This window comes from Shewanella mesophila (genome assembly GCF_019457515.1).
GTDB classification, from domain to species: Bacteria; Pseudomonadota; Gammaproteobacteria; order Enterobacterales; family Shewanellaceae; genus Shewanella; species Shewanella mesophila.
This window is the reverse complement of record NZ_CP080421.1, coordinates 1,040,409-1,060,923: the sequence shown is the minus strand read 5'-3', so window position 1 is coordinate 1,060,923 and position 20,515 is coordinate 1,040,409. Positions and strand designations below refer to the sequence as shown.

At 44.8% G+C, this 20,515-nt stretch carries 15 protein-coding genes, 2 tRNA genes and 3 rRNA genes; 7 read left to right on the top strand and 13 right to left on the bottom strand.

The features are described 5' to 3' along the window. The first annotated feature begins 13 nt into the window (after positions 1 to 13). Entirely contained in the window at positions 14 to 1,093 is a 1,080-nt protein-coding gene (gene torT / locus K0I73_RS04720; protein WP_220063366.1) for a TMAO reductase system periplasmic protein TorT, read from the top strand. On the opposite strand, the gene torR is transcribed toward torT, so the two are convergent. The 8 genes from torR to pssA all read right to left on the bottom strand — a co-directional run bounded on the left by torR (position 1,077) and on the right by pssA (position 10,938). Then, a complete protein-coding gene (torR, locus tag K0I73_RS04715; RefSeq protein ID WP_286670430.1) occupies positions 1,077 to 1,787 on the bottom strand; it encodes a two-component system response regulator TorR in 711 nt (236 codons plus the stop codon). The genes torT and torR overlap by 17 nt on opposite strands. Positions 1,788 to 1,980: 193 nt before the next feature. Next, positions 1,981 to 2,730, bottom strand: a complete 750-nt coding sequence (locus K0I73_RS04710) for a TorF family putative porin (protein WP_220063364.1) — start codon at positions 2,728 to 2,730, stop codon at positions 1,981 to 1,983. Positions 2,731 to 2,893: 163 nt separating this feature from the next. Beyond that, positions 2,894 to 3,238, bottom strand: a complete 345-nt coding sequence (locus tag K0I73_RS04705; protein ID WP_220063363.1) for a DNA polymerase III subunit psi — start codon at positions 3,236 to 3,238, stop codon at positions 2,894 to 2,896. A gap of 120 nt (positions 3,239 to 3,358) precedes the next feature. After that, a tRNA-Trp gene (locus K0I73_RS04700) sits at positions 3,359 to 3,435 on the bottom strand. An 825-nt stretch (positions 3,436 to 4,260) separates the two neighbouring features. Continuing rightward, positions 4,261 to 4,376, bottom strand: a 5S ribosomal RNA gene (gene rrf, locus K0I73_RS04695). A 124-nt stretch (positions 4,377 to 4,500) separates the two neighbouring features. After that, positions 4,501 to 7,394, bottom strand: a 23S ribosomal RNA gene (locus K0I73_RS04690). A 349-nt stretch (positions 7,395 to 7,743) separates the two neighbouring features. Further along, positions 7,744 to 9,286: ribosomal RNA gene (locus K0I73_RS04685) — 16S ribosomal RNA — on the bottom strand. The 16S, 23S and 5S rRNA genes sit together here, the layout of an rRNA operon. An 806-nt stretch (positions 9,287 to 10,092) precedes the next feature. Continuing rightward, entirely contained in the window at positions 10,093 to 10,938 is an 846-nt protein-coding gene (gene pssA, locus K0I73_RS04680) for a CDP-diacylglycerol--serine O-phosphatidyltransferase (RefSeq protein WP_220063362.1), read from the bottom strand. Positions 10,939 to 11,100: 162 nt separating this feature from the next. On the opposite strand from pssA, the gene K0I73_RS04675 reads away from it, so the two are divergent. Continuing rightward, positions 11,101 to 11,544 (top strand): DUF4124 domain-containing protein, encoded by a 444-nt coding sequence (locus K0I73_RS04675; protein ID WP_258405296.1) that lies wholly within the window; start codon positions 11,101 to 11,103, stop codon positions 11,542 to 11,544. A 59-nt stretch (positions 11,545 to 11,603) separates the two neighbouring features. Here the strand turns inward: K0I73_RS04675 and K0I73_RS04670 are convergent, their stop codons facing one another. The 4 genes from K0I73_RS04670 to rluD form a co-directional block, all read right to left on the bottom strand. After that, entirely contained in the window at positions 11,604 to 11,915 is a 312-nt protein-coding gene (locus K0I73_RS04670) for a hypothetical protein (protein ID WP_220063361.1), read from the bottom strand. Positions 11,916 to 12,163: 248 nt separating this feature from the next. Next, positions 12,164 to 14,737, bottom strand: coding sequence for an ATP-dependent chaperone ClpB (clpB, locus tag K0I73_RS04665; protein ID WP_220063360.1), 2,574 nt, complete (start codon positions 14,735 to 14,737; stop codon positions 12,164 to 12,166). Between the two features lie 110 nt (positions 14,738 to 14,847). After that, the gene (gene pgeF, locus K0I73_RS04660; protein ID WP_220063359.1) at positions 14,848 to 15,567 is read right to left on the bottom strand and encodes a peptidoglycan editing factor PgeF; all 720 of its coding nucleotides are present in this window, start codon (positions 15,565 to 15,567) and stop codon (positions 14,848 to 14,850) included. Positions 15,568 to 15,582: 15 nt separating this feature from the next. After that, on the bottom strand, positions 15,583 to 16,554 hold the full coding sequence (rluD, locus tag K0I73_RS04655; protein ID WP_220063358.1) for a 23S rRNA pseudouridine(1911/1915/1917) synthase RluD: 972 nt from the start codon (positions 16,552 to 16,554) through the stop codon (positions 15,583 to 15,585). A gap of 121 nt (positions 16,555 to 16,675) precedes the next feature. Between rluD and K0I73_RS04650 the strand changes: the two genes are divergently transcribed. The 5 genes from K0I73_RS04650 (at position 16,676) to K0I73_RS04630 (ending at position 18,877) form a co-directional block, all read left to right on the top strand. Next, complete coding sequence (locus K0I73_RS04650; RefSeq protein WP_220063357.1) at positions 16,676 to 17,434, top strand: outer membrane protein assembly factor BamD; 759 nt, start codon at positions 16,676 to 16,678, stop codon at positions 17,432 to 17,434. 211 nt (positions 17,435 to 17,645) lie between these two features. Beyond that, positions 17,646 to 17,721: transfer RNA gene (locus tag K0I73_RS04645), tRNA-Phe, on the top strand. Between the two features lie 160 nt (positions 17,722 to 17,881). Continuing rightward, complete coding sequence (locus K0I73_RS04640) at positions 17,882 to 18,169, top strand: MCP four helix bundle domain-containing protein (protein ID WP_220063356.1); 288 nt, start codon at positions 17,882 to 17,884, stop codon at positions 18,167 to 18,169. A gap of 21 nt (positions 18,170 to 18,190) precedes the next feature. Continuing rightward, positions 18,191 to 18,388: a hypothetical protein gene (locus K0I73_RS04635; protein WP_220063355.1), complete on the top strand. Its 198-nt coding sequence runs from the start codon at positions 18,191 to 18,193 to the stop codon at positions 18,386 to 18,388. 132 nt (positions 18,389 to 18,520) lie between these two features. Then, complete coding sequence (locus tag K0I73_RS04630) at positions 18,521 to 18,877, top strand: hypothetical protein (RefSeq protein WP_220063354.1); 357 nt, start codon at positions 18,521 to 18,523, stop codon at positions 18,875 to 18,877. A gap of 4 nt (positions 18,878 to 18,881) precedes the next feature. Here the strand turns inward: K0I73_RS04630 and K0I73_RS04625 are convergent, their stop codons facing one another. Then, positions 18,882 to 20,459 (bottom strand): sensor domain-containing diguanylate cyclase, encoded by a 1,578-nt coding sequence (locus tag K0I73_RS04625; RefSeq protein ID WP_220063353.1) that lies wholly within the window; start codon positions 20,457 to 20,459, stop codon positions 18,882 to 18,884. Between the last annotated feature and the right edge of the window lie 56 nt (positions 20,460 to 20,515).

Here is a 20,515-nt window from a genome sequence, read left to right as displayed (position 1 = left end):
TAGAGACTATAAGATGCGACCACTCATATACATACTCATAGCTTATTTAGGGATATTAACATCTTCTGTTGATGCTGCTACGGACTCATCATGGGTATTAGAACAACGTACACCATTCAATAACAGAATTCAGACTTCAAACCTCATCCAATATAAAACACTCGCGACCGCCAAAAAACCTTGGCGAATTTGCGCGCTAGTCCCCCATCTTAAGGACGCCTATTGGATCGGTATAGACTACGGCTTAGTTTCACAAGCTAAGCATCTAGGTATCAACTTAGAGTTATTTGAAGCTGGTAGCTATTACAGAAAAGAGCAGCAACTAAAACAACTAGAAAACTGCCTCAACCAGCCTTTCGATGCCATATTATTGGGGACAGTCGATCCGAACCTTCTTAAAAATTATCAAGGAGATATCAACAAACCCATACTCGCATTAGTTAACCGACTCGATAGCTCAGTCATTAAGACTCGAATAGGGGTAAATTGGTACCAAATGGGTTGGACGGCAGGCAACTACATCAGCCAATCGGTAACGCAATCGCAATCCTCATCGCCCATAAAGCTAGCACTGCTCACTGGGCCAGAAAAGGTTGGCGGTAGTGATTGGGTCGAACAAGGTATTCTTGATGCAATAGCCGATAGCCCTGTCGAAGTGTCTTCGATCCGTCACGCCGATAATAATCGCGATCTGTATCGCGACCAGCTCCATAACCTACTCAAAGATCATATACCAAATTATATTCTTGGCAGTGCAGTTGCAGTTGAAGCAGCCATCGGCTCTTTACGACATTTAGATCTTACTGAACAAGTTAAGCTTATTAGCAGCTACTCATCCCCAGCAACGCTACGCGGACTCTATCGCCACAAAGTTGCTTTTAGCAGTGACGACCAAGTTGTGCTCCAAGGTAAACTGGCGATTGATGTAGTCGTAAAAGAACTCGAAGGAGCCCTAGCATTTGGTGATATAGGGCCAAAAATACAAGCATTAGAACAAGGGAACGTAAAACTCAATGCGCTAGAAAACAGTTTAGCGCCTGCCGATTTCTATCCTATTTACCGGGTGACTCAACCCACTAATCCTCAACTTTAGTGGCAAATAAGTAGCCTTCACCATGAACCGTTACGAATAGTTCTGTATGTAGCTTATTGCGTAAGCGGCGAATCAGGACATCTATCGTTCTATCATTAACATCTTCACTTCTATGACTCGTTTGCTGCATTAGCCGCTCTCGAGACATGACTTGTTGTGGGTGCAATGCAAAAGCGGTCAGTAGTTCAAACTCTGCTTTAGTGAGTTTAATCACTTCTTCACCTTTTTTGAGCTTTCGACTATTTAACTCCAAGATATATTGATCAAAAACAATTTGGTCGTCATTACGCTCAAATTGTGCAACCACTTCTTGCTGTGCCTTTTTAACCAGAGACATACGCCAAAGTAAGTTTTTGACCCTCACTAACAGTTCTCTTAATTCAAATGGCTTAGTGACGTAATCATCGGCGCCCATCTCAAGGCCAACAATTTTATCTATGGTTTCATCACGTCCGGTGACTAAAATGATCCCAACATCTGAACGACTTCTGAGATCACGCGCTAAACTCAATCCATCTAAACCAGGCAAATTGACATCCAACATCACCAAATCGATATGTTGTTTGGCAAATTGTTGCCACATCTGCTCACCGTCAGCAGCCTCAAGCACTCGATAGCCTTCACGCTCAAAATACCCCTTCAAACGAGCACGTATAACGGCTTCGTCATCTACAACAAGTACAGTATTAGGCAACCCACTATGTGTCATTTTATCGATCCCGATAAGCTATCAAATAATATTCTCAACTACTAATATTCTGTCATATTTGCATATAAAGAATATACACAATGTTTAACTCAACGGGCTGACAAAGCATGGATCTGAATAGCGATATATCCACAAACAGATCCACGCCCAGATGAAGAAAACTCAACCAAGGTGACGATTAAAAGCTTTTGCTAATACCAGCAACAATTCGATCATCGAAGATTTTTGTTTGTGTACCGTAAACCTTGTGATCAGAATCCACTGTGCTGCCATGATAACGCACATCGAAATTAATCCCAGCATAGGCCTTACTCACACCAAGATTCCAATGTCCCCAACCTTCAGCGCCTTCACCGTCTAAGTCCTGATAACCTAGACTACCAGAAACTTTCAACCCATTATCAAATGTATAGCTTTGATGTACCGCGTAGTTAACCCCTTGCCAACCATCCACACCAAACCAGTCATCAACCGTCGGCGTCACTTCAAGTTGCAAGTTAGCACGACCAAATTGCTTACCAACCTTAATCCATAACTCAGTGTAGTTTGAGTAAGACGCGCCAGGATAAAGATAAGAGAAGACCATGACATCATAACTTATACCGCTATCACCAAACTCACCCGCTTTACCTATATAAGGCGCTGTAACTATTTCCAGATTAGGGTCTGCAAATTTGATATTGGATGCAAATACGCCAGTATACCAGCCTGCATCATTTCCCCATCCAAGCGTCCCCTGAACTACAGGGACGTCGCCGTCCATGGTTTCTGATTCACCGCGAAAGACATAATCTGAAGCGAAAGTAACATTACCATTGATGCTTCCACCGAAGAGTTCACCATCTGCAGCAGTAGCACTTAAGGGCAAAGCTGAAAAGAGTAATCCACTTAACAAGATTGATTGAGCTATATGACGTTTTGTATTCATGTTTATCATCCTATATTTACTGCTTTTATTAATAGGATGACTATATGGAAAACTTATGAATAGCTATTAGGATGAATATGAACTAACAAGAAACAAATATGAAAACTTATGAAATAAATCGATTAATGATCTTATATAAGAAGAGAGGATCAGGTTAACGCCATTAACGATCTAAACCCTGTTTCTCTAAATGATCGATAATTTGCCGCCATAGCTGGCGTTTTTCCTGTGACGAAGATTGTAAATCAGACAATGGCGAACTCGACACCCAGGCAACCCTTGGACGCGTCTTGTGTTCACGCATGTCCCAGACGACCTCAACACCACGAATAGGTTTATTGGAAAATCTGCAAGCTTGTATATCCACGCCTAACAAATCCAATATTGATGTCACCAAGGATGTATCGGGGATATCACCATCATGCAAAACTAGATACAGTTTAACCGTATTATCAGCGACCCGCCAACGTGTAATCTTCATCGCATCTAAAAAAGCTGATTTATTCATCTAATACCCCGAGTTAACCACTCAACACAGGATACCAGTTAACACTAGGGTTTGGCATCGTTGAAAATAAATATTAAAAAATAAGAAAGGCCTAGCATTTCTGCTAGGCCTTCTAGAATTTGGCAGGGGTGGCAGGACTCGAACCCGCAACCATCGGTTTTGGAGACCGCTGTTCTACCAATTGGAACTACACCCCTGTTGACGTGGGGCATTATGCAAAAATGACTCTAAAAGGTAAAGGACTTTTTATGACTAAATGGCTTAACTGCAGCTTTTTCATGCAAGACCGTTAATATTACCAGTGTTGATGCGGATTTTAAGCAAAAAGCGAGAGCTGCACGCTTAGCTTTCTGTTTAGTAACTTACCAACCCGCACGCTATATACCCTTTTCTCGCAAAATCATTGAACACTCAGAATGCACCAAGCAATAGCCTCCAGCTTCTTATGTATTATAAAAACACTGCATATGTCCTACCTTCAGATATTCCTCCACACTAATCAAGATGCCATTACTCTCTACAACATCACACCATTTCATCTTAATACTTAGTCACTATTGCCCACTCTCTACGACATAAAGAGATCACTCTTTTCGTATCACTACTGAAGTTGCTCCAAGCGTCAGAGCAAGCAGCTAGGCTGCTAGCTGAGGGGCCCACACTGCGTAAGCAGCTTTGGGCTGCATGTGAAGTAACAGCTTCGCGGAGCGTAGAAAGCAAAAAGCCCTAGCTTTTTAGGCTAGGGCTTTTTGCTTTATTAGGCGCCAGTCATGGCCAGCTACGCTAAAGCTTCGCGCTGACCTACATGGATGTAGGGAATGCTGAAAGTGTCGGGAATATGTTTTAGCCATAAGTACATCGCTCTCGCGATATTCGCCCTACTTCACATGGAAATGCACCTCACTACGTTCGGACTATTTACTTCCCCATGTTCGAGTGGTCATTTCAAAAGCTGTTAAACGAAAAAATCCCCAACACAAAGTGCTGGGGATTTATCGACTCTCTTTCGAGAATAAATAGGCGCCTGGAAATGACCTACTCTCACATGGGGAGACCCCACACTACCATCGGCGCGATTGCGTTTCACTTCTGAGTTCGGGATGGGATCAGGTGGTGCCACAATGCTATGGTTTCCAGACAAATTTGGAAATTTAGAAAGCTGTTCCCGCCTAAGCAGGAAGTTTTAAAATTGAGTCACACTAAATCAAGTGGCTGTATTCTTTCGCTAAGTATTCACTTAGTTAGAAACCCTTTTGGGTTGTATGGTTAAGCCTCACGGGTCATTAGTACAAGTTAGCTCAACGCCTCACAACGCTTACACACCTTGCCTATCAACGTAGTAGTCTCCTACGGCCCTTTAGAGAGCTTAAAGCTCTAGGGATGACTCATCTTAGGGCTCGCTTCCCGCTTAGATGCTTTCAGCGGTTATCGATTCCGAACGTAGCTACCGGGCAATGCCATTGGCATGACAACCCGAACACCAGCGGTTCGTCCACTCCGGTCCTCTCGTACTAGGAGCAGCTCCCTTCAATCATCCAACGCCCACGGCAGATAGGGACCGAACTGTCTCACGACGTTCTGAACCCAGCTCGCGTACCACTTTAAATGGCGAACAGCCATACCCTTGGGACCGACTTCAGCCCCAGGATGTGATGAGCCGACATCGAGGTGCCAAACACCGCCGTCGATATGAACTCTTGGGCGGTATCAGCCTGTTATCCCCGGAGTACCTTTTATCCGTTGAGCGATGGCCCTTCCATTCAGAACCACCGGATCACTATGACCTACTTTCGTACCTGCTCGACGTGTATGTCTCGCAGTTAAGCTGGCTTATGCCATTGCACTAACCGTACGATGTCCGACCGTACTTAGCCAACCTTCGTGCTCCTCCGTTACTCTTTGGGAGGAGACCGCCCCAGTCAAACTACCCACCAGGCACTGTCCTCAACCCCGATTCAGGGGCCAGAGTTAGAACATCAACACTACAAGGGTGGTATTTCAAGGTTGACTCCAACAAGACTGGCGTCTCATCTTCAAAGTCTCCCACCTATCCTACACATGTAGGGTCAATGTTCAGTGCCAAGCTATAGTAAAGGTTCACGGGGTCTTTCCGTCTAGCCGCGGGTATACGGCATCTTCACCGCAATTTCAACTTCACTGAGTCTCGGCTGGAGACAGCGTGGCCATCATTACGCCATTCGTGCAGGTCGGAACTTACCCGACAAGGAATTTCGCTACCTTAGGACCGTTATAGTTACGGCCGCCGTTTACCGGGGCTTCGATCATGAGCTTCTCCGAAGATAACCCAATCAATTAACCTTCCGGCACCGGGCAGGCGTCACACCGTATACTTCCTCTTGCGAGTTTGCACAGTGCTGTGTTTTTGATAAACAGTTGCAGCCACCTGGTATCTGCGACTCCCGTCAGCTTAAAGAGCAAGTCTCATCACCAACAGGAGCGTACCTTCTCCCGAAGTTACGGTACCATTTTGCCTAGTTCCTTCAGCCGAGTTCTCTCAAGCGCCTTGGTATTCTCTACCCAACCACCTGTGTCGGTTTGGGGTACGATTCCTGCTAACCTGAAGCTTAGAAGATTTTCCTGGAAGCATGGCATCAACTACTTCAGTTCCGTAGAACCTCGTCGTCAACTCTCAGTGTATGTGCACCCGGATTTGCCTAAGTGCACCACCTACTGCCTTAAACGCGGACAACCAACGCCGCGCTAGCCTAGCCTTCTCCGTCTCTCCATCGCAGTTAGCAAAAGTACAGGAATATTAACCTGTTTCCCATCGACTACGCCTTTCGGCCTCGCCTTAGGGGTCGACTCACCCTGCCCTGATTAACATTGGACAGGAACCCTTGGTCTTTCGGCGAGGGGGTTTTTCACCCCCTTTATCGTTACTCATGTCAGCATTCGCACTTCTGATACCTCCAGCGTGGGTTACCCCTTCACCTTCAACGGCTTACAGAACGCTCCTCTACCGCACTAGCGCAAGCGCTAGTACCCATAGCTTCGGTGTATTGCTTAGCCCCGTTAAATCTTCCGCGCAGGCCGACTCGACTAGTGAGCTATTACGCTTTCTTTAAATGATGGCTGCTTCTAAGCCAACATCCTAGCTGTCTAAGCCTTCCCACATCGTTTCCCACTTAGCAATAACTTTGGGACCTTAGCTGATGGTCTGGGTTGTTTCCCTTTTCACGACGGACGTTAGCACCCGCCGTGTGTCTCCCGAGTAGTACTCATTGGTATTCGGAGTTTGCAAAGGGTTGGTAAGTCGGGATGACCCCCTAGCCTTAACAGTGCTCTACCCCCAATGGTATTCGCTCGAGGCGCTACCTAAATAGCTTTCGAGGAGAACCAGATATCTCCCGGTTTGATTGGCCTTTCACCCCCAGCCACAAGTCATCACCGCATTTTTCAACATACGTGTGTTCGGTCCTCCAGTTGATGTTACTCAACCTTCAACCTGCCCATGGCTAGATCACCGGGTTTCGGGTCTACACCTTGCAACTAAACGCGCAGTTAACACTCGGTTTCCCTACGGCTCCGCTATTCGCTTAACCTCGCTACAAAATGTAAGTCGCTGACCCATTATACAAAAGGTACGCAGTCACGGTCTCAAGAACCGCTCCCACTGCTTGTACGTATACGGTTTCAGGTTCTATTTCACTCCCCTCACAGGGGTTCTTTTCGCCTTTCCCTCACGGTACTGGTTCACTATCGGTCAGTCAGGAGTATTTAGCCTTGGAGGATGGTCCCCCCATGTTCAGACAAGATGTCACGTGTCCCGTCCTACTCGTTTTCACGTAAAGTTAGTTTTCATGTACGGGGCTATCACCCTGTGCCGCTGTGCTTTCCAACACATTCCACTAACACCCTCTACGCTTAAGGGCTAATCCCCGTTCGCTCGCCGCTACTAGGGGAATCTCGGTTGATTTCTTTTCCTGAGGGTACTTAGATGTTTCAGTTCCCCTCGTTCGCCTCACAACACTATGTATTCATGTTGTGATACTAGCTTATGCTAGTGGGTTTCCCCATTCGGACATCGTTAGCTCAAATGCTTGTTACTAGCTCGCCAACGCTTTTCGCAAGTTACTACGTCCTTCATCGCCTCTGACTGCCAAGGCATCCACCGTATACGCTTAGTCACTTAACCATACAACCCAAATGAGTTTCACAAGGAAACAAACTTTATCAAGCGGGTAAGCTTGATGTTGTATCGCAACTAATGGTGTTTACTTTCGCCAAAAGAATACTCATGAATCATCATCCTAATTAAAGGGAATGATTCGGCACTTGATTTAAGTGTTTGAGAACTCAATTTTAATTTTCGCGTCAATGCTACAAATAATTACGTACAAGTACGTCATTATCCCTTTCACATTAACACTATCAGCTTTCCAAATTTTTAAAGAACAAGCATCGCCGTTAAGACGTGCCACCTGCTCTAACAAGAACAAGTTATCTGTGTGAACACTCAACAAACATTAAGTTAGTCGTATAGGTAAGGAGGTGATCCAGCCCCAGGTTCCCCTAGGGCTACCTTGTTACGACTTCACCCCAGTCATGAACCACACCGTGGTAAACGCCCTCCCGAAGGTTAAGCTATCTACTTCTGGTGCAGCCCACTCCCATGGTGTGACGGGCGGTGTGTACAAGGCCCGGGAACGTATTCACCGTGGCATTCTGATCCACGATTACTAGCGATTCCGACTTCATGGAGTCGAGTTGCAGACTCCAATCCGGACTACGACAAGCTTTGTGAGATTAGCTCCACCTCGCGGCTTTGCAACCCTCTGTACTTGCCATTGTAGCACGTGTGTAGCCCTACTCGTAAGGGCCATGATGACTTGACGTCGTCCCCACCTTCCTCCGGTTTATCACCGGCAGTCTCCCTAAAGTTCCCACCATTACGTGCTGGCAAATAAGGATAAGGGTTGCGCTCGTTGCGGGACTTAACCCAACATTTCACAACACGAGCTGACGACAGCCATGCAGCACCTGTCTCAGAGCTCCCGAAGGCACCAATCCATCTCTGGAAAGTTCTCTGGATGTCAAGAGTAGGTAAGGTTCTTCGCGTTGCATCGAATTAAACCACATGCTCCACCGCTTGTGCGGGCCCCCGTCAATTCATTTGAGTTTTAACCTTGCGGCCGTACTCCCCAGGCGGTCTACTTAATGCGTTAGCTTGAGAACCCAGTGTTCAAGACACCAAATTCCGAGTAGACATCGTTTACGGCGTGGACTACCAGGGTATCTAATCCTGTTTGCTCCCCACGCTTTCGTACATGAGCGTCAGTCTTTGTCCAGGGGGCCGCCTTCGCCACCGGTATTCCTTCAGATCTCTACGCATTTCACCGCTACACCTGAAATTCTACCCCCCTCTACAAGACTCTAGTCTGCCAGTTCGAAATGCAGTTCCCAGGTTGAGCCCGGGGCTTTCACATCTCGCTTAACAAACCGCCTGCGTACGCTTTACGCCCAGTAATTCCGATTAACGCTTGGACCCCTCGTATTACCGCGGCTGCTGGCACGAAGTTAGCCGGTCCTTCTTCTGCGAGTAACGTCACACCTAAACGCTATTAACGCTTAAGCTTTCCTCCTCGCTGAAAGTGCTTTACAACCCGAAGGCCTTCTTCACACACGCGGCATGGCTGCATCAGGCTTGCGCCCATTGTGCAATATTCCCCACTGCTGCCTCCCGTAGGAGTCTGGGCCGTGTCTCAGTCCCAGTGTGGCTGATCATCCTCTCAGAACAGCTAGGGATCGTCGCCTTGGTGAGCCATTACCTCACCAACTAGCTAATCCCACCTAGGTACATCCAATCGCAGAAGGCCCGAAGGTCCCCTCTTTTCCCCCGTAGGGCGTATGCGGTATTAGCAGTCGTTTCCAACTGTTATCCCCCTCGACTGGGCAGTTCCCTAGGCATTACTCACCCGTCCGCCGCTCGTCAGCAAATTAGCAAGCTAATTCCTGTTACCGCTCGACTTGCATGTGTTAGGCCTGCCGCCAGCGTTCAATCTGAGCCATGATCAAACTCTTCAATTAAAGTTTTGTTGAAGCTTAAAGCTTCGGCTCAATGAATTCTGATTCCACATTAAAGACTCGGAAGAATCTCTAACATGTTGTACATATTGCTATGAACACTCATCTTACATTGAGTAAAATTTTTGATTGCTTTACATCCGAAGACAGAAAAGCAATTTCGAATAACTCAACACCTGTGAGTGTCCACACAGATTTCTTGTTTCATCTTGTTAAAGAGCGTGGCTAACATGACGATTGACTCGTTCATTTAGCCGCCGTTGACGCTAGGTCGTTGGCTTAGGGATGCGTATTCTACACTTCCCATTGTCGGCGTCAAGTGCTTATTTTAAGAAGTTTTCCAAGCGATGATTTGTTAACCACTAATGTAATTATCAATCAACACTGGAAGCCTACCGAAGCGCTTACCACCACATTCAAATCGCTTGCGATTTTGAATCCCTAACACCGCTGCAAGTCCCATACAATCTAGCTTGTCGCTAACTCGTTGGCCTGCTGTGCCGTGTCAGTGGATGCGCATTATAGGGAGTTCTCGGATGGGCGCAAGGGCTTTTTTACACAAACCCAGCGAACGCTCACTTTTCAAACAAAACCATTCAGAATCAGTGTAATCTCACACAAAATGCAACAATTACAAAGCAATTAAGCAACACGCCTTTTTAATTCCAGCTTTATTGCTCACCTTACTCTCACTAACACTCAGTGTTAAGTATGATTAGTTAAGCCTTAGCGGAAGAATAAGTCTGGCACACAAATGACGACCCTGCCAAAAATCTTATTTAAAGATTTAACTATTAGCATTCTCAGAGTTAATCGTTTGAGCGCGATGAGGGTTTACGGCCTCCTTCGACCTGCTCTGATGCATTTTCAACAGCATCACAAGGCTCCTCAGAAATCACATCGTCATCATCACCCACCACGTCGCTTACCTTAAGTTTCTTAACTCTACGTATTGTGTAGATAGGTCCAGAGACGGCATATAGAAGAAATGCGCCGAAGAGAATAGTCGCAGGTTGGACAGACACAATGACGAATAGCCCAACTAAAGCAAGTATTACAATAAAGTTGACCTTACTTCGCCAGTCATAGTCTTTAAAGGAGTAATACCGAAAATTACTTACCATTAATAGACCAACGCCTCCGGTCAGCAATGTAAGCAGGTAACTCACCTGACTACCTGTAATGTCGTAATAAGTTCCGGTCCAGATCGCCCCCGCGATAATGGCTGCCGCCGCAGGACTTGCTAAACCTTGAAAATAACGTTTATCAGCAACGCCAACCTGCGTATTAAAGCGCGCTAAACGCAGCGCAGCTCCCGCACAATAGATAAAAGCTGCCAGCCAACCCACTTTACCTATGTCAGCAAGTCCCCAATTATAAGCAATTATTGCTGGGGCCACGCCAAACGACACCATGTCGGCCATACTGTCGTATTCGGCGCCAAATGTACTTTGGGTATTTGTCATTCTTGCAACTCGACCATCCAGCCCATCGAATAACATAGCAACAAAGATAGCAATAGCGGCAGACTCAAAGTGACCATTCATCGATGCTATAACGGCATAAAAGCCCGAAAACAGTCCAGCTGTCGTTAATAAGTTGGGGAGTAGGTAGATACCGCGGCTCTTAGACGCCTGTTTGTTTAAATTTTGCATATAATTGAAGGCAGAGTTATCTTGAGTGAACAAAACATAACACAAATTTAACGCTGATATTTTGTTCAATAGCCTGAATATTGATAAATGCTCGACTTTAAGTTCAGATACCACAGTTACTATTGCTTCTTAAAAATGTTTATTAAATATATGGACGGTACCATGATCTGGAAAAGTTACTATACCTTGTTGTTTATAGCCTTGATGAGCCCGACGGTTTTCGCGACAACCATCTATAAATGGGTCGACGAAAAAGGCGTACCCCACTATAGCCAAGAGATGCCACCAGAAAAACAAACCGAGAAACTCTACAGTGAAGATCTTGAACCGAAAAAGGTCGGCTCAGTTGCCCCCAAAATGGCAACGCCCGCAGAAGCGGAAAAAACGGAATTAGAAGTCGCGGCAGCTGAAATAAACCGTAAAGATAAAGAGCAGGCCAAGATGATATGTGACAGTGCTAAGCATCAACTTAATGTACTTGAAACACATACCCGCCTTACTCGCAAAAATGAACAAAGTGGTGAGATGGAAAGAATGACAGAGGAAGAGAGGCAAGCTCAAATTGCATCTCAAAAGGAACGGATTCGATTATTCTGCGTTAAGTAGCGTTAATAGTTGACTCAATATGAAAACAGACTCAAATGAGTCTGTTTTACTAACTATAATCACTTAACTGTGTACATAGAGTGACTGATACCGTCTTGGCATGCGGTGGTTCCCGCCCCCCAGCCTTTATCAAATTCAGTTAACCCATCAAGCACGGGATCTTTCATCGATTCAACACTACCACCGCTATTATCCCGCTTAACCATCCCCGCACTACGACAGCCAAGGTTATAACCATAATGGTACAGGCTATCGAACTCAACGTTACCTACGGCAATATATCCATCATCTGTCTTGGCTGACTCTGGTGAGGAGCTGCAACCAAACATCATTAACGTTAGAGCTGAGACAATGACTAATTTTGTTTTCATCCATTACTCCTTCAATGCATTGAAATCAAATTAACAACTGCTCATTGCAAGCTAGTCGATTTTCAAGCTTACCGCAAAGAATAATGTAGATTCTTTATGCTATAAAATGAAAAAGGTTCGAACCCTGGATCTGGGTTCGAACCTTTAATAGAGCCTGTTGATGCTTAGTTTTTAATTCACAAAAATAACAAAGCTAAGATATCGACGGCTCATAACGACATACGCTTAATGCTTTTTTGCAAAAAGGTTTACTGGCTAAAAGCCAACTCACCTCCAGCGCTCTCCACTTTAATCGGTTTACCCGGTATTAGTTGACCGCTGAGTATTTTTTGCGCCAACGGATTTTCAACTTCTTGTTGTAATGCACGCTTCAATGGACGCGCACCGTATACAGGGTCAAATCCAGCCTGTGCAATAAGCGCAATGGCTTCATCGCTAACTTGAAGTTCAAAATCCTTCTCTGCTAAACGTGCTCTAAGATTATCCATTTGGATCTCAGCAATATGAGCTATATGCTCAGCCTCTAATGGATGGAACACCACACTCTCATCGACACGGTTAAGAAACTCGGGTCTGAAGCTATGGGTCACAACATTCATGACTTCTGCTTTCATTTCGGCATAAGTCGCTACACCGAACCGTTCTTGAATAATGTCTGAACCTAAGTTAGATGTCATGATCACCACGGTATTCCGGAAATCAACAGTGCGACCTTGCCCATCGGTTAATCGGCCATCATCAAGCACCTGCAACAGAATGTTGAACACATCAGGGTGCGCTTTCTCTACCTCATCAAGCAAGATCACCGAATACGGTTTACGTCTAACCGCTTCAGTAAGATAGCCGCCCTCTTCATAACCCACATAACCAGGAGGTGCACCAACTAAGCGAGATACCGAGTGTTTTTCCATGAACTCTGACATATCAATTCGAATCATTGCTGTTTCAGTATCAAATAGGAACTTAGCGAGGGATTTACAAAGCTCCGTTTTACCGACCCCTGTGGGACCAAGAAACAAAAACGACCCAATAGGACGATTAGGATCGGCGAGCCCAGCTCGGCTACGACGAATGGCATTCGCCACAGAATCAACCGCCTCATTTTGACCGATAACACGGGTATGCAACGCATCTTCCATATGCAGTAGTTTTTCTTTTTCACCTTCAAGCATTTTAGATACTGGAATGCCTGTCGCTTTAGAAAGTACCTCGGCGATTTCCACATCTGTCACTTTATTGCGCAGTAAGGTCATGTCCTGCATTTCTGCTTGAGATGCCAGATCGAGTTGTTTTTCAAGCTCAGGAATACGGCCATACTGCAACTCAGACATTCGGGTTAAATCACCCGCACGTCGAGCCACTTCGAGATCCATTCTAGCTTGCTCTAAGTCAGACTTGATATGCTGAGTTCCCGCAAGCGCGGCCTTCTCAGTATGCCAAATTTCATTTAGCTCGGTAGCTTTTGCTTCAACCTCACTCAATTCGCTGCGCAAAATACTTAACCGACGTAAACTACCTTCATCAGTCTCTTTACTCAAAGCTTGCTCTTCGAGTTTAAGCTGAATCGCGCGGCGCTCGAGTCGATCTAACGGCTCTGGTTTCGAGTCAATCTGGATACGAATACTGGATGCAGCTTCGTCGATTAAATCAATTGCTTTATCAGGCAGTTTTCTGTCGGAAATATAGCGATGTGACATACTGGCTGCAGCAACAATTGCAGGATCGGTAATTTCAACGTGATGATGCAATTCGTAACGCTCTTTTAGGCCACGCAAAATAGCGATGGTATCTTCAACATTTGGCTCTTCAACCAATACCTTTTGGAATCGACGCTCAAGGGCCGCATCTTTCTCAATATACTTGCGATACTCATCGAGAGTCGTCGCGCCGACGCAATGAAGATCCCCTCTTGCTAATGCTGGTTTAAGCATATTGCCCGCATCCATGGCACCATCACTCTTACCCGCACCGACCATAGTATGCAGCTCATCGATAAAGAGGATCACTTGGCCTTCTTCTTGGGATAACTCATTGAGAACCGCTTTTAATCGCTCCTCAAACTCACCACGATATTTAGCGCCTGCAACCAAAGAGCCCATGTCGAGTGACAGAACTCGCTTATTCTTAATACCTTCTGGCACCTCGCCATTAATAATACGTTGAGCTAAACCCTCTACGATTGCAGTTTTACCCACACCAGGTTCGCCAATCAATACTGGATTATTCTTACTTCGACGTTGAAGCACTTGGATGGTACGACGGATCTCATCATCGCGGCCAATAACAGGATCAAGCTTACCTTGCTCTGCTCGTTCTGTAAGATCTACGGTGAATTTCTTCAAGGCTTGACGCTGATCTTCAGCATTGGGATCGTCGATATTTTTACCCGAGCGAACTTGCTGTATTGTCTGTTCAAGTAACTCTTTTGTAGCACCAGCCTTTTTAAGGGATTGCGCGAGAGGATCGCTCCCCTCTAACGCAGCCAGAACAAACAGCTCGCTAGAAATAAACTTATCGTTACGCTTCTGTGCCAGCTTGTCACACAGGTTGAGCAAGCGAATCAAAGCCTGAGATAACTGGACATCTCCTCCAGTGCCCTCTATTTGCGGCAAACGCTCTAACTCTTGGCTGAGCGAAGAGCGCAATGTGCTAACAGATATCCCCGCCTGAGTTAATAATGGATGAATTGAACCACCGTCTTGATTTAGCAATGCCATCATTAAATGAATAGGTTCAATGAACTGATGGTCGCGCCCCAACGCTAACGATTGCGCATCGGAGATTGCTATCTGAAATTTATTTGTCATACGATCGAGTCGCATACAGCCTCCTAATTAACGGATGAAGTTTACCTTCAGTATTTTGTTAACTTAAAGATGGGGGCTTTTTTGCCTAATTCAAGCAATTTGCGACGAATAGCGACAAAAAATTGCTACTTTTCTAACCAAATTAGAGATGCCATTCGTCCTGTCACTGGCTCACGGCGATAGGAAAAATAACGATCTTTAAGCTCAAAGGTGCAATGTGGCAGGTTATAGATATTATTCACGCCCATTAGCTGAGCCCGATAACGTGCGATACCTTGAAGATCGGCAAGATATTTGTCGGCTCGCGGGATAAAAAAGGATTCTGTTTGTTGATGTTTGTCGATGAACCGTTGCCGAACTTCATCACCCACCTCAAATGCATTGACGCCAATACAAGGTCCTAAATAAACACAAAGCTCATTTGGCGAGGCATCAAATTGTGCAATGACCTTTTCAATAATACCATCACATAAGCCACGCCAACCTGCATGAACTGCCGCCACTTGGGTTGCAGACTTATCGCAGATCAACACCGGCAAGCAGTCTGCTGTCATGATCACACAGGTATGATTGGTCGTGCGGCATAAACTGGCATCCGCCGTTCTATTGCTATCAATATCGAGGTCGACTACCTCAGTACCATGAACCTGCTCTAACCAAGCAGGTTCACTCGATAACGAAAGCTGTTGCAATAGGAACTGACGATTTTGTAGGACTAGCGGCAGTTGATCACCAACATGAGTTCCTAAATTCAAACTATCGAATGGGGGCTGACTGACTCCACCTGTTCGCTCAGTAAAAGCAAACTTCACTCCCTTTGGTACAAACCAGTCAGCTCGATACATTAGTTGCTCGATGAATTAGTAGTCCGATGGATTAGCTTTAGTGTCTTCACGTAGCGCGCGAGTTAAGGTATGCATATCCTCAGGAATAGGTGCCTGCCAGCTCATAACCTCAAACGTAAATGGATGCGCAAGTTCAAGCCTTACAGCGTGCAGCGCTTGGCGCTTAAAGCCCATATAGATGTCAAAAAACTCAGGTGTTACCCCTTTGGGTGGACGAGGACGACCAGCGTAAACAGGATCACCCACTAACACATGGCCAATATGTGCCATATGAACACGGATTTGGTGGGTACGTCCTGATTCTAGGCGCAGTCTCAATCGGGTGTGAGCTCGGAACTTCTCAGCAACCCGATAGTGAGTCACAGCAGGTTTACCGTTATGAACCACCGCCATATGAGTTCGCTTCGTCGGGTGGCGATCGATAGGTGCATCGACTGTCCCACCAGAAATAATCACGCCCTGAACGATCGCTTCATACTCACGCACGATTTCACGGGCCTGAAGCGCGGCAACGAGATGAGTTTGTGCCTCAACCGTCTTGGCTACGACCATTAACCCAGTAGTGTCTTTATCGAGACGATGAACAATACCGGCTCGAGGAACTAGCTCAATCTGTGGACAATGATGCAGTAACGCATTCATCAAGGTGCCATCACTATTACCAGCACCAGGATGAACCACTAATCCAGCTTGCTTATTAATAACGATAATGTGGTCGTCTTCATAAACAATGTTAAGATCTATGTCCTGCGCCTCTGCTCTGGTTTCTTCCTGCAGCGTCGCTTCAACTTCAATCTCTTGTCCTTCTAGAACCTTCTCTCTTGGTTTAATTTGCACAACGCCGTCGACATAGACAGCACCTGTCAATATCCACTCTTTAATGCGTGTACGAGAATAGTCAGGGAACAATTCAGCCAAAGTTTGATCCAATCTTTGACCTGTTTGTGTTGCTGTTATCTCGCTTTTTAGATTAATCTCTTGTGTCATAGGAACCGTACCCGCTTTTTGGGGTCCAAAATAATGTGCTATCTGTTACAATCGGATTGTTTCTATTTTATCCTGAAATGGAAAAATTCTTAACTACAACTTAAAAGAATCGAATTCAAGTATGCATAATTTTGCCAAAGGCGCCGCAGTAGCCTTGTTATCACTGGCCTTATCGGCCTGCAGTAGTAGTCCAGAAGATGATGTTCAACTATCTAAATCATCACCTGAAGTGCTTTATTCTCAAGCAAGAACATCAATGGAGCTTGGAAACTACAGTAAAGCAGTTCGCTCTTTAGAAGCTTTAGACTCTCGCTATCCTTTCGGCCCACATAAGACTCAGGTTCAATTAGACCTGATCTACGCATACTATAAACTTGATGATCCTGCGTCTGGCATAGCTAATATTGACCGTTTCATCCGCTTAAACCCAACCCATAAAGATATAGATTACGTCTATTATATGCGTGGACTCGTCAATATGCAGTCAGATAATTATATGTTTCATGACATGTTAAACATTGACAGGACAGATAGAGACCCAAAAGCAGCGCAAGATGCCTTTAAAGATTTTGACCGTTTGATAAAGTCCTATCCTAACAGTAAATACGCTGTCGATGCGCAAAAACGTATGTTATTTTTGAAAAATCGTTTAGCAAAGTACTCAATTACGGTTGCTGAATATTATATTAAGATGAACGCATGGAGCGCCGCAGCAGTCAGAGCTCAAACAGTAATGGAAGCATATCCAGGTACGCCGTCGACAGAGCGAGCATTAGAAATAATGGCGACCGCCTATGATGAACTAGGACAACAGCAGTTGAAAGATAATGTATTGTTGGTGATGAAAACCAACTTCCCTGACAATGAAATGCTAAAGTAACACTTAAAAAGCTCCGCAAATGCGGAGCTTTTTACTGTTATTCTCACCTAGCGCCAAACAGGCTACATCCGACCTTTAAACTCCCTCTTATGACACTTTTGATATAAAAACCATCGTTTCGAGCAAAACTTGCTCAAACAAAAGCTTTAGCCAACTATTTTTAAAAAATTAGTTGACTCAAATGCGCAAAAGCTTTTTAATGCACCCCGTCGCCCGAATAGCTCAGTCGGTAGAGCAGAGGATTGAAAATCCTCGTGTCCCTGGTTCGATTCCGGGTTCGGGCACCAAATTTTATTAGGTGCTACTAGCGTCTAGAAAAAGCCTCGCATTGCGAGGCTTTTTTGTTTCTCAATATTCCCCCCCTCCTGCAGTATTCTTTTGCCATACCGATAAACACAACTAAAGTTCGATCATTTTAGATAAAACCTCCACTTTTAGATTAGTAAGATGAACAACACTCAAATCAAGCATAAAATGGCATTTGGCATTATGCTGCCACTCACACTACAGATAGGTATCTGTGTACTTGCCATTAACATGATGACGACTATTGAAAAAGGCGTTATCACTATCTACAACCACAGAGTAGTTCCTCTCGAAGATTTGAAAGTCATTGCTGATGATTATGCGGTATTTGTTATGGACGCTATCAATAAGGCTAATGCAGGGGAATTTAACGCTAATGAAGCTACGACAGCCCTGCGTGATGCTAGTCGTAATATTGATATTCGTTAGCAAAAATATGTATCGACCGAATTGACAGAACAAGAAAGACAACTGGTCGCTAACGCAGAACGACTATTTACCCTCACCAATCAGAAAATTGAACATCTACTTCAGAAACTCGCCAGTATGTCAGGCAATGTCAAAAGCGCCCTAGATAATGAGATTATTCCGCTTTACAAGGTAACCGACCCTATCAGCGGCACTACCTCAGAATTAATTTCATTGTAGCTTCGCGTAACCTCTCAAGAGAAAGACAAAATTAGTGACGTTTATTAGTCTTCACTGACCTTGTTCATCACGCTGACCACATTGACAGTGATAGCCAGTCTTGTTATTGGTGTTTGGATTAACTGAGCTGTGATGACGCCCATTAATTACATCAGGGGCCAACTAACAAGCATCCAGAAAAACTCCGATCTTACGGTGACTTTTAACAAGTTAGATAACGATGAACTTGGGCCGTTCTCGACCAGCTTTAACGATCTATTCTCTCATCTTCGAGGAATATTAATCGGTGTTGTCAACGCGGCAAACACTGTCAGTGATTCAGCACAAGAGCAAAGTAGTGTTGCTGAAAGCATCAATCGCAGTATTATCGCGATCAGTGATATTGCCATGCACTCGACAGCATCAGCACTTGAACTTGCCCAATCTATCGATAAGCTAACAGATCTCGCAACGACTATGCGCCAACAGGTTAATACCTTTAAGTTATAGAGCGTTAACCCACAATCATGAGTGGGTTAACGCTTTGATAGTTTATGTTGAGACAATTACGCCCCGCATGTTTAGACACATAAAGTTGGCCGTCTGCTAAACCTATCATTGATTGCCAGTCAACATCAGTAAACTGCGGATGAAAAGGTGGGTAGAATACTCCACCTATACTCACAGTGATAATACCTAATGGTGATTGCTCATGATAAATATTGAGGGCTCGAACACGCTTCAAAAGACGCTCTGCCAACAAGGTCATCTGCGCAGTGTTATCCCCTTGAATAACTACACAAAACTCCTCACCACCATAGCGAGTAACTAACTCCCCGCGCCGACGGCATTCAACCATTAAGGCTTGGGCGACTCGAATAAGCACTTGATCGCCAGCTTGATGACCTACTGAATCGTTATAAATTTTAAAATAATCGATATCAATCATTAAAAAACCAATGGCCCCCTTTCCAGCACGCCAATGCTCGTGCGCCCGTTCGGCAAAAACCTCCAAACTGCGCCGATTAGCAATACCTGTCAAAGCATCATTAAAGGAGAGGTTTTCGAGATAATTTTGGTGTCGCTCAAGCTTATCGACCACTAAGTTAAATGAGAGGGTTAAATTCGCGATTTCGTCTATACGCCAAGTCGTAGGCATTCTAAGTAATCGTTCTTTAGTCGCCATTTTAGATAACACTTGATTGACTACCCGTAACGGACGCAACACAAACCAAGACAGCGGCAATATTGCGATAGATGTCATGATCAACACGCTGAAAAACATTAATAAAGATTCTAGGGTAAAAATGGATGGCAACTGCCCTTCAGCATGGTTTACGGTGATTTTTGCCGCAGCAAAACCTAAAACATCCTTAATAATCCAAGCATGAGAGCTTGCTATCTCTACCACGTTTGGAGGACTGCGGAAATCCAGCATATTAGGTGCTGTAAAATTGACATCTAACTTAGTGATATGAAAATTAACTAAGCTTAACTCGCCAATCTCCTGTTCAGCCTTACCGCTGAGCTCTCTAACCACCAAAAGACTGCCAACAATATCACCAGTACCACTGGTTGGCATTATTGTTACATTGCTAAAATAGACCAGTTTGCTCCCCATGTTGAGTAAGCCATTTCGAACACTCGGCTTATTTTGTAAAAAAACATCTGCCGGGGGCAAAATTCTACCGATAAAACCCGCCGTCTCCTGAGGTAAATATTGCGGGCTATAATTACGATTCTTTGCATAATGCCATTTGAGCAGCCCTTTTCTATCAAAAATGTAAAAGCCGTCTAAACTGGCTGCTTCAAAGGTATTATCCATGAGATTGGATTGAATAAAGTCTATGGACATTGATTCAACAAACTCAACCATATTGTCCCAGAGGGCATAGTCATAACAGAGCGTTTCAAGGTTACGCTGTGAAAACTCGATACCTTTTTGAACAACTGCTAGCTCTTTGTGTTGCTTCTGTAATACCTGCTCTGCAATAGCTGGAAGGTAAACAAAATAATAGATGATACTAGCTGTAATGACAGACAGCAGTAGAAGAACTAAGCCTAACAAATTCAAAAAATGGTTTAATTTCATTCGCACCCATCATTTACTGTTATTAACCGCTTAAACTTCTCTGCTGGTTTGTCGGA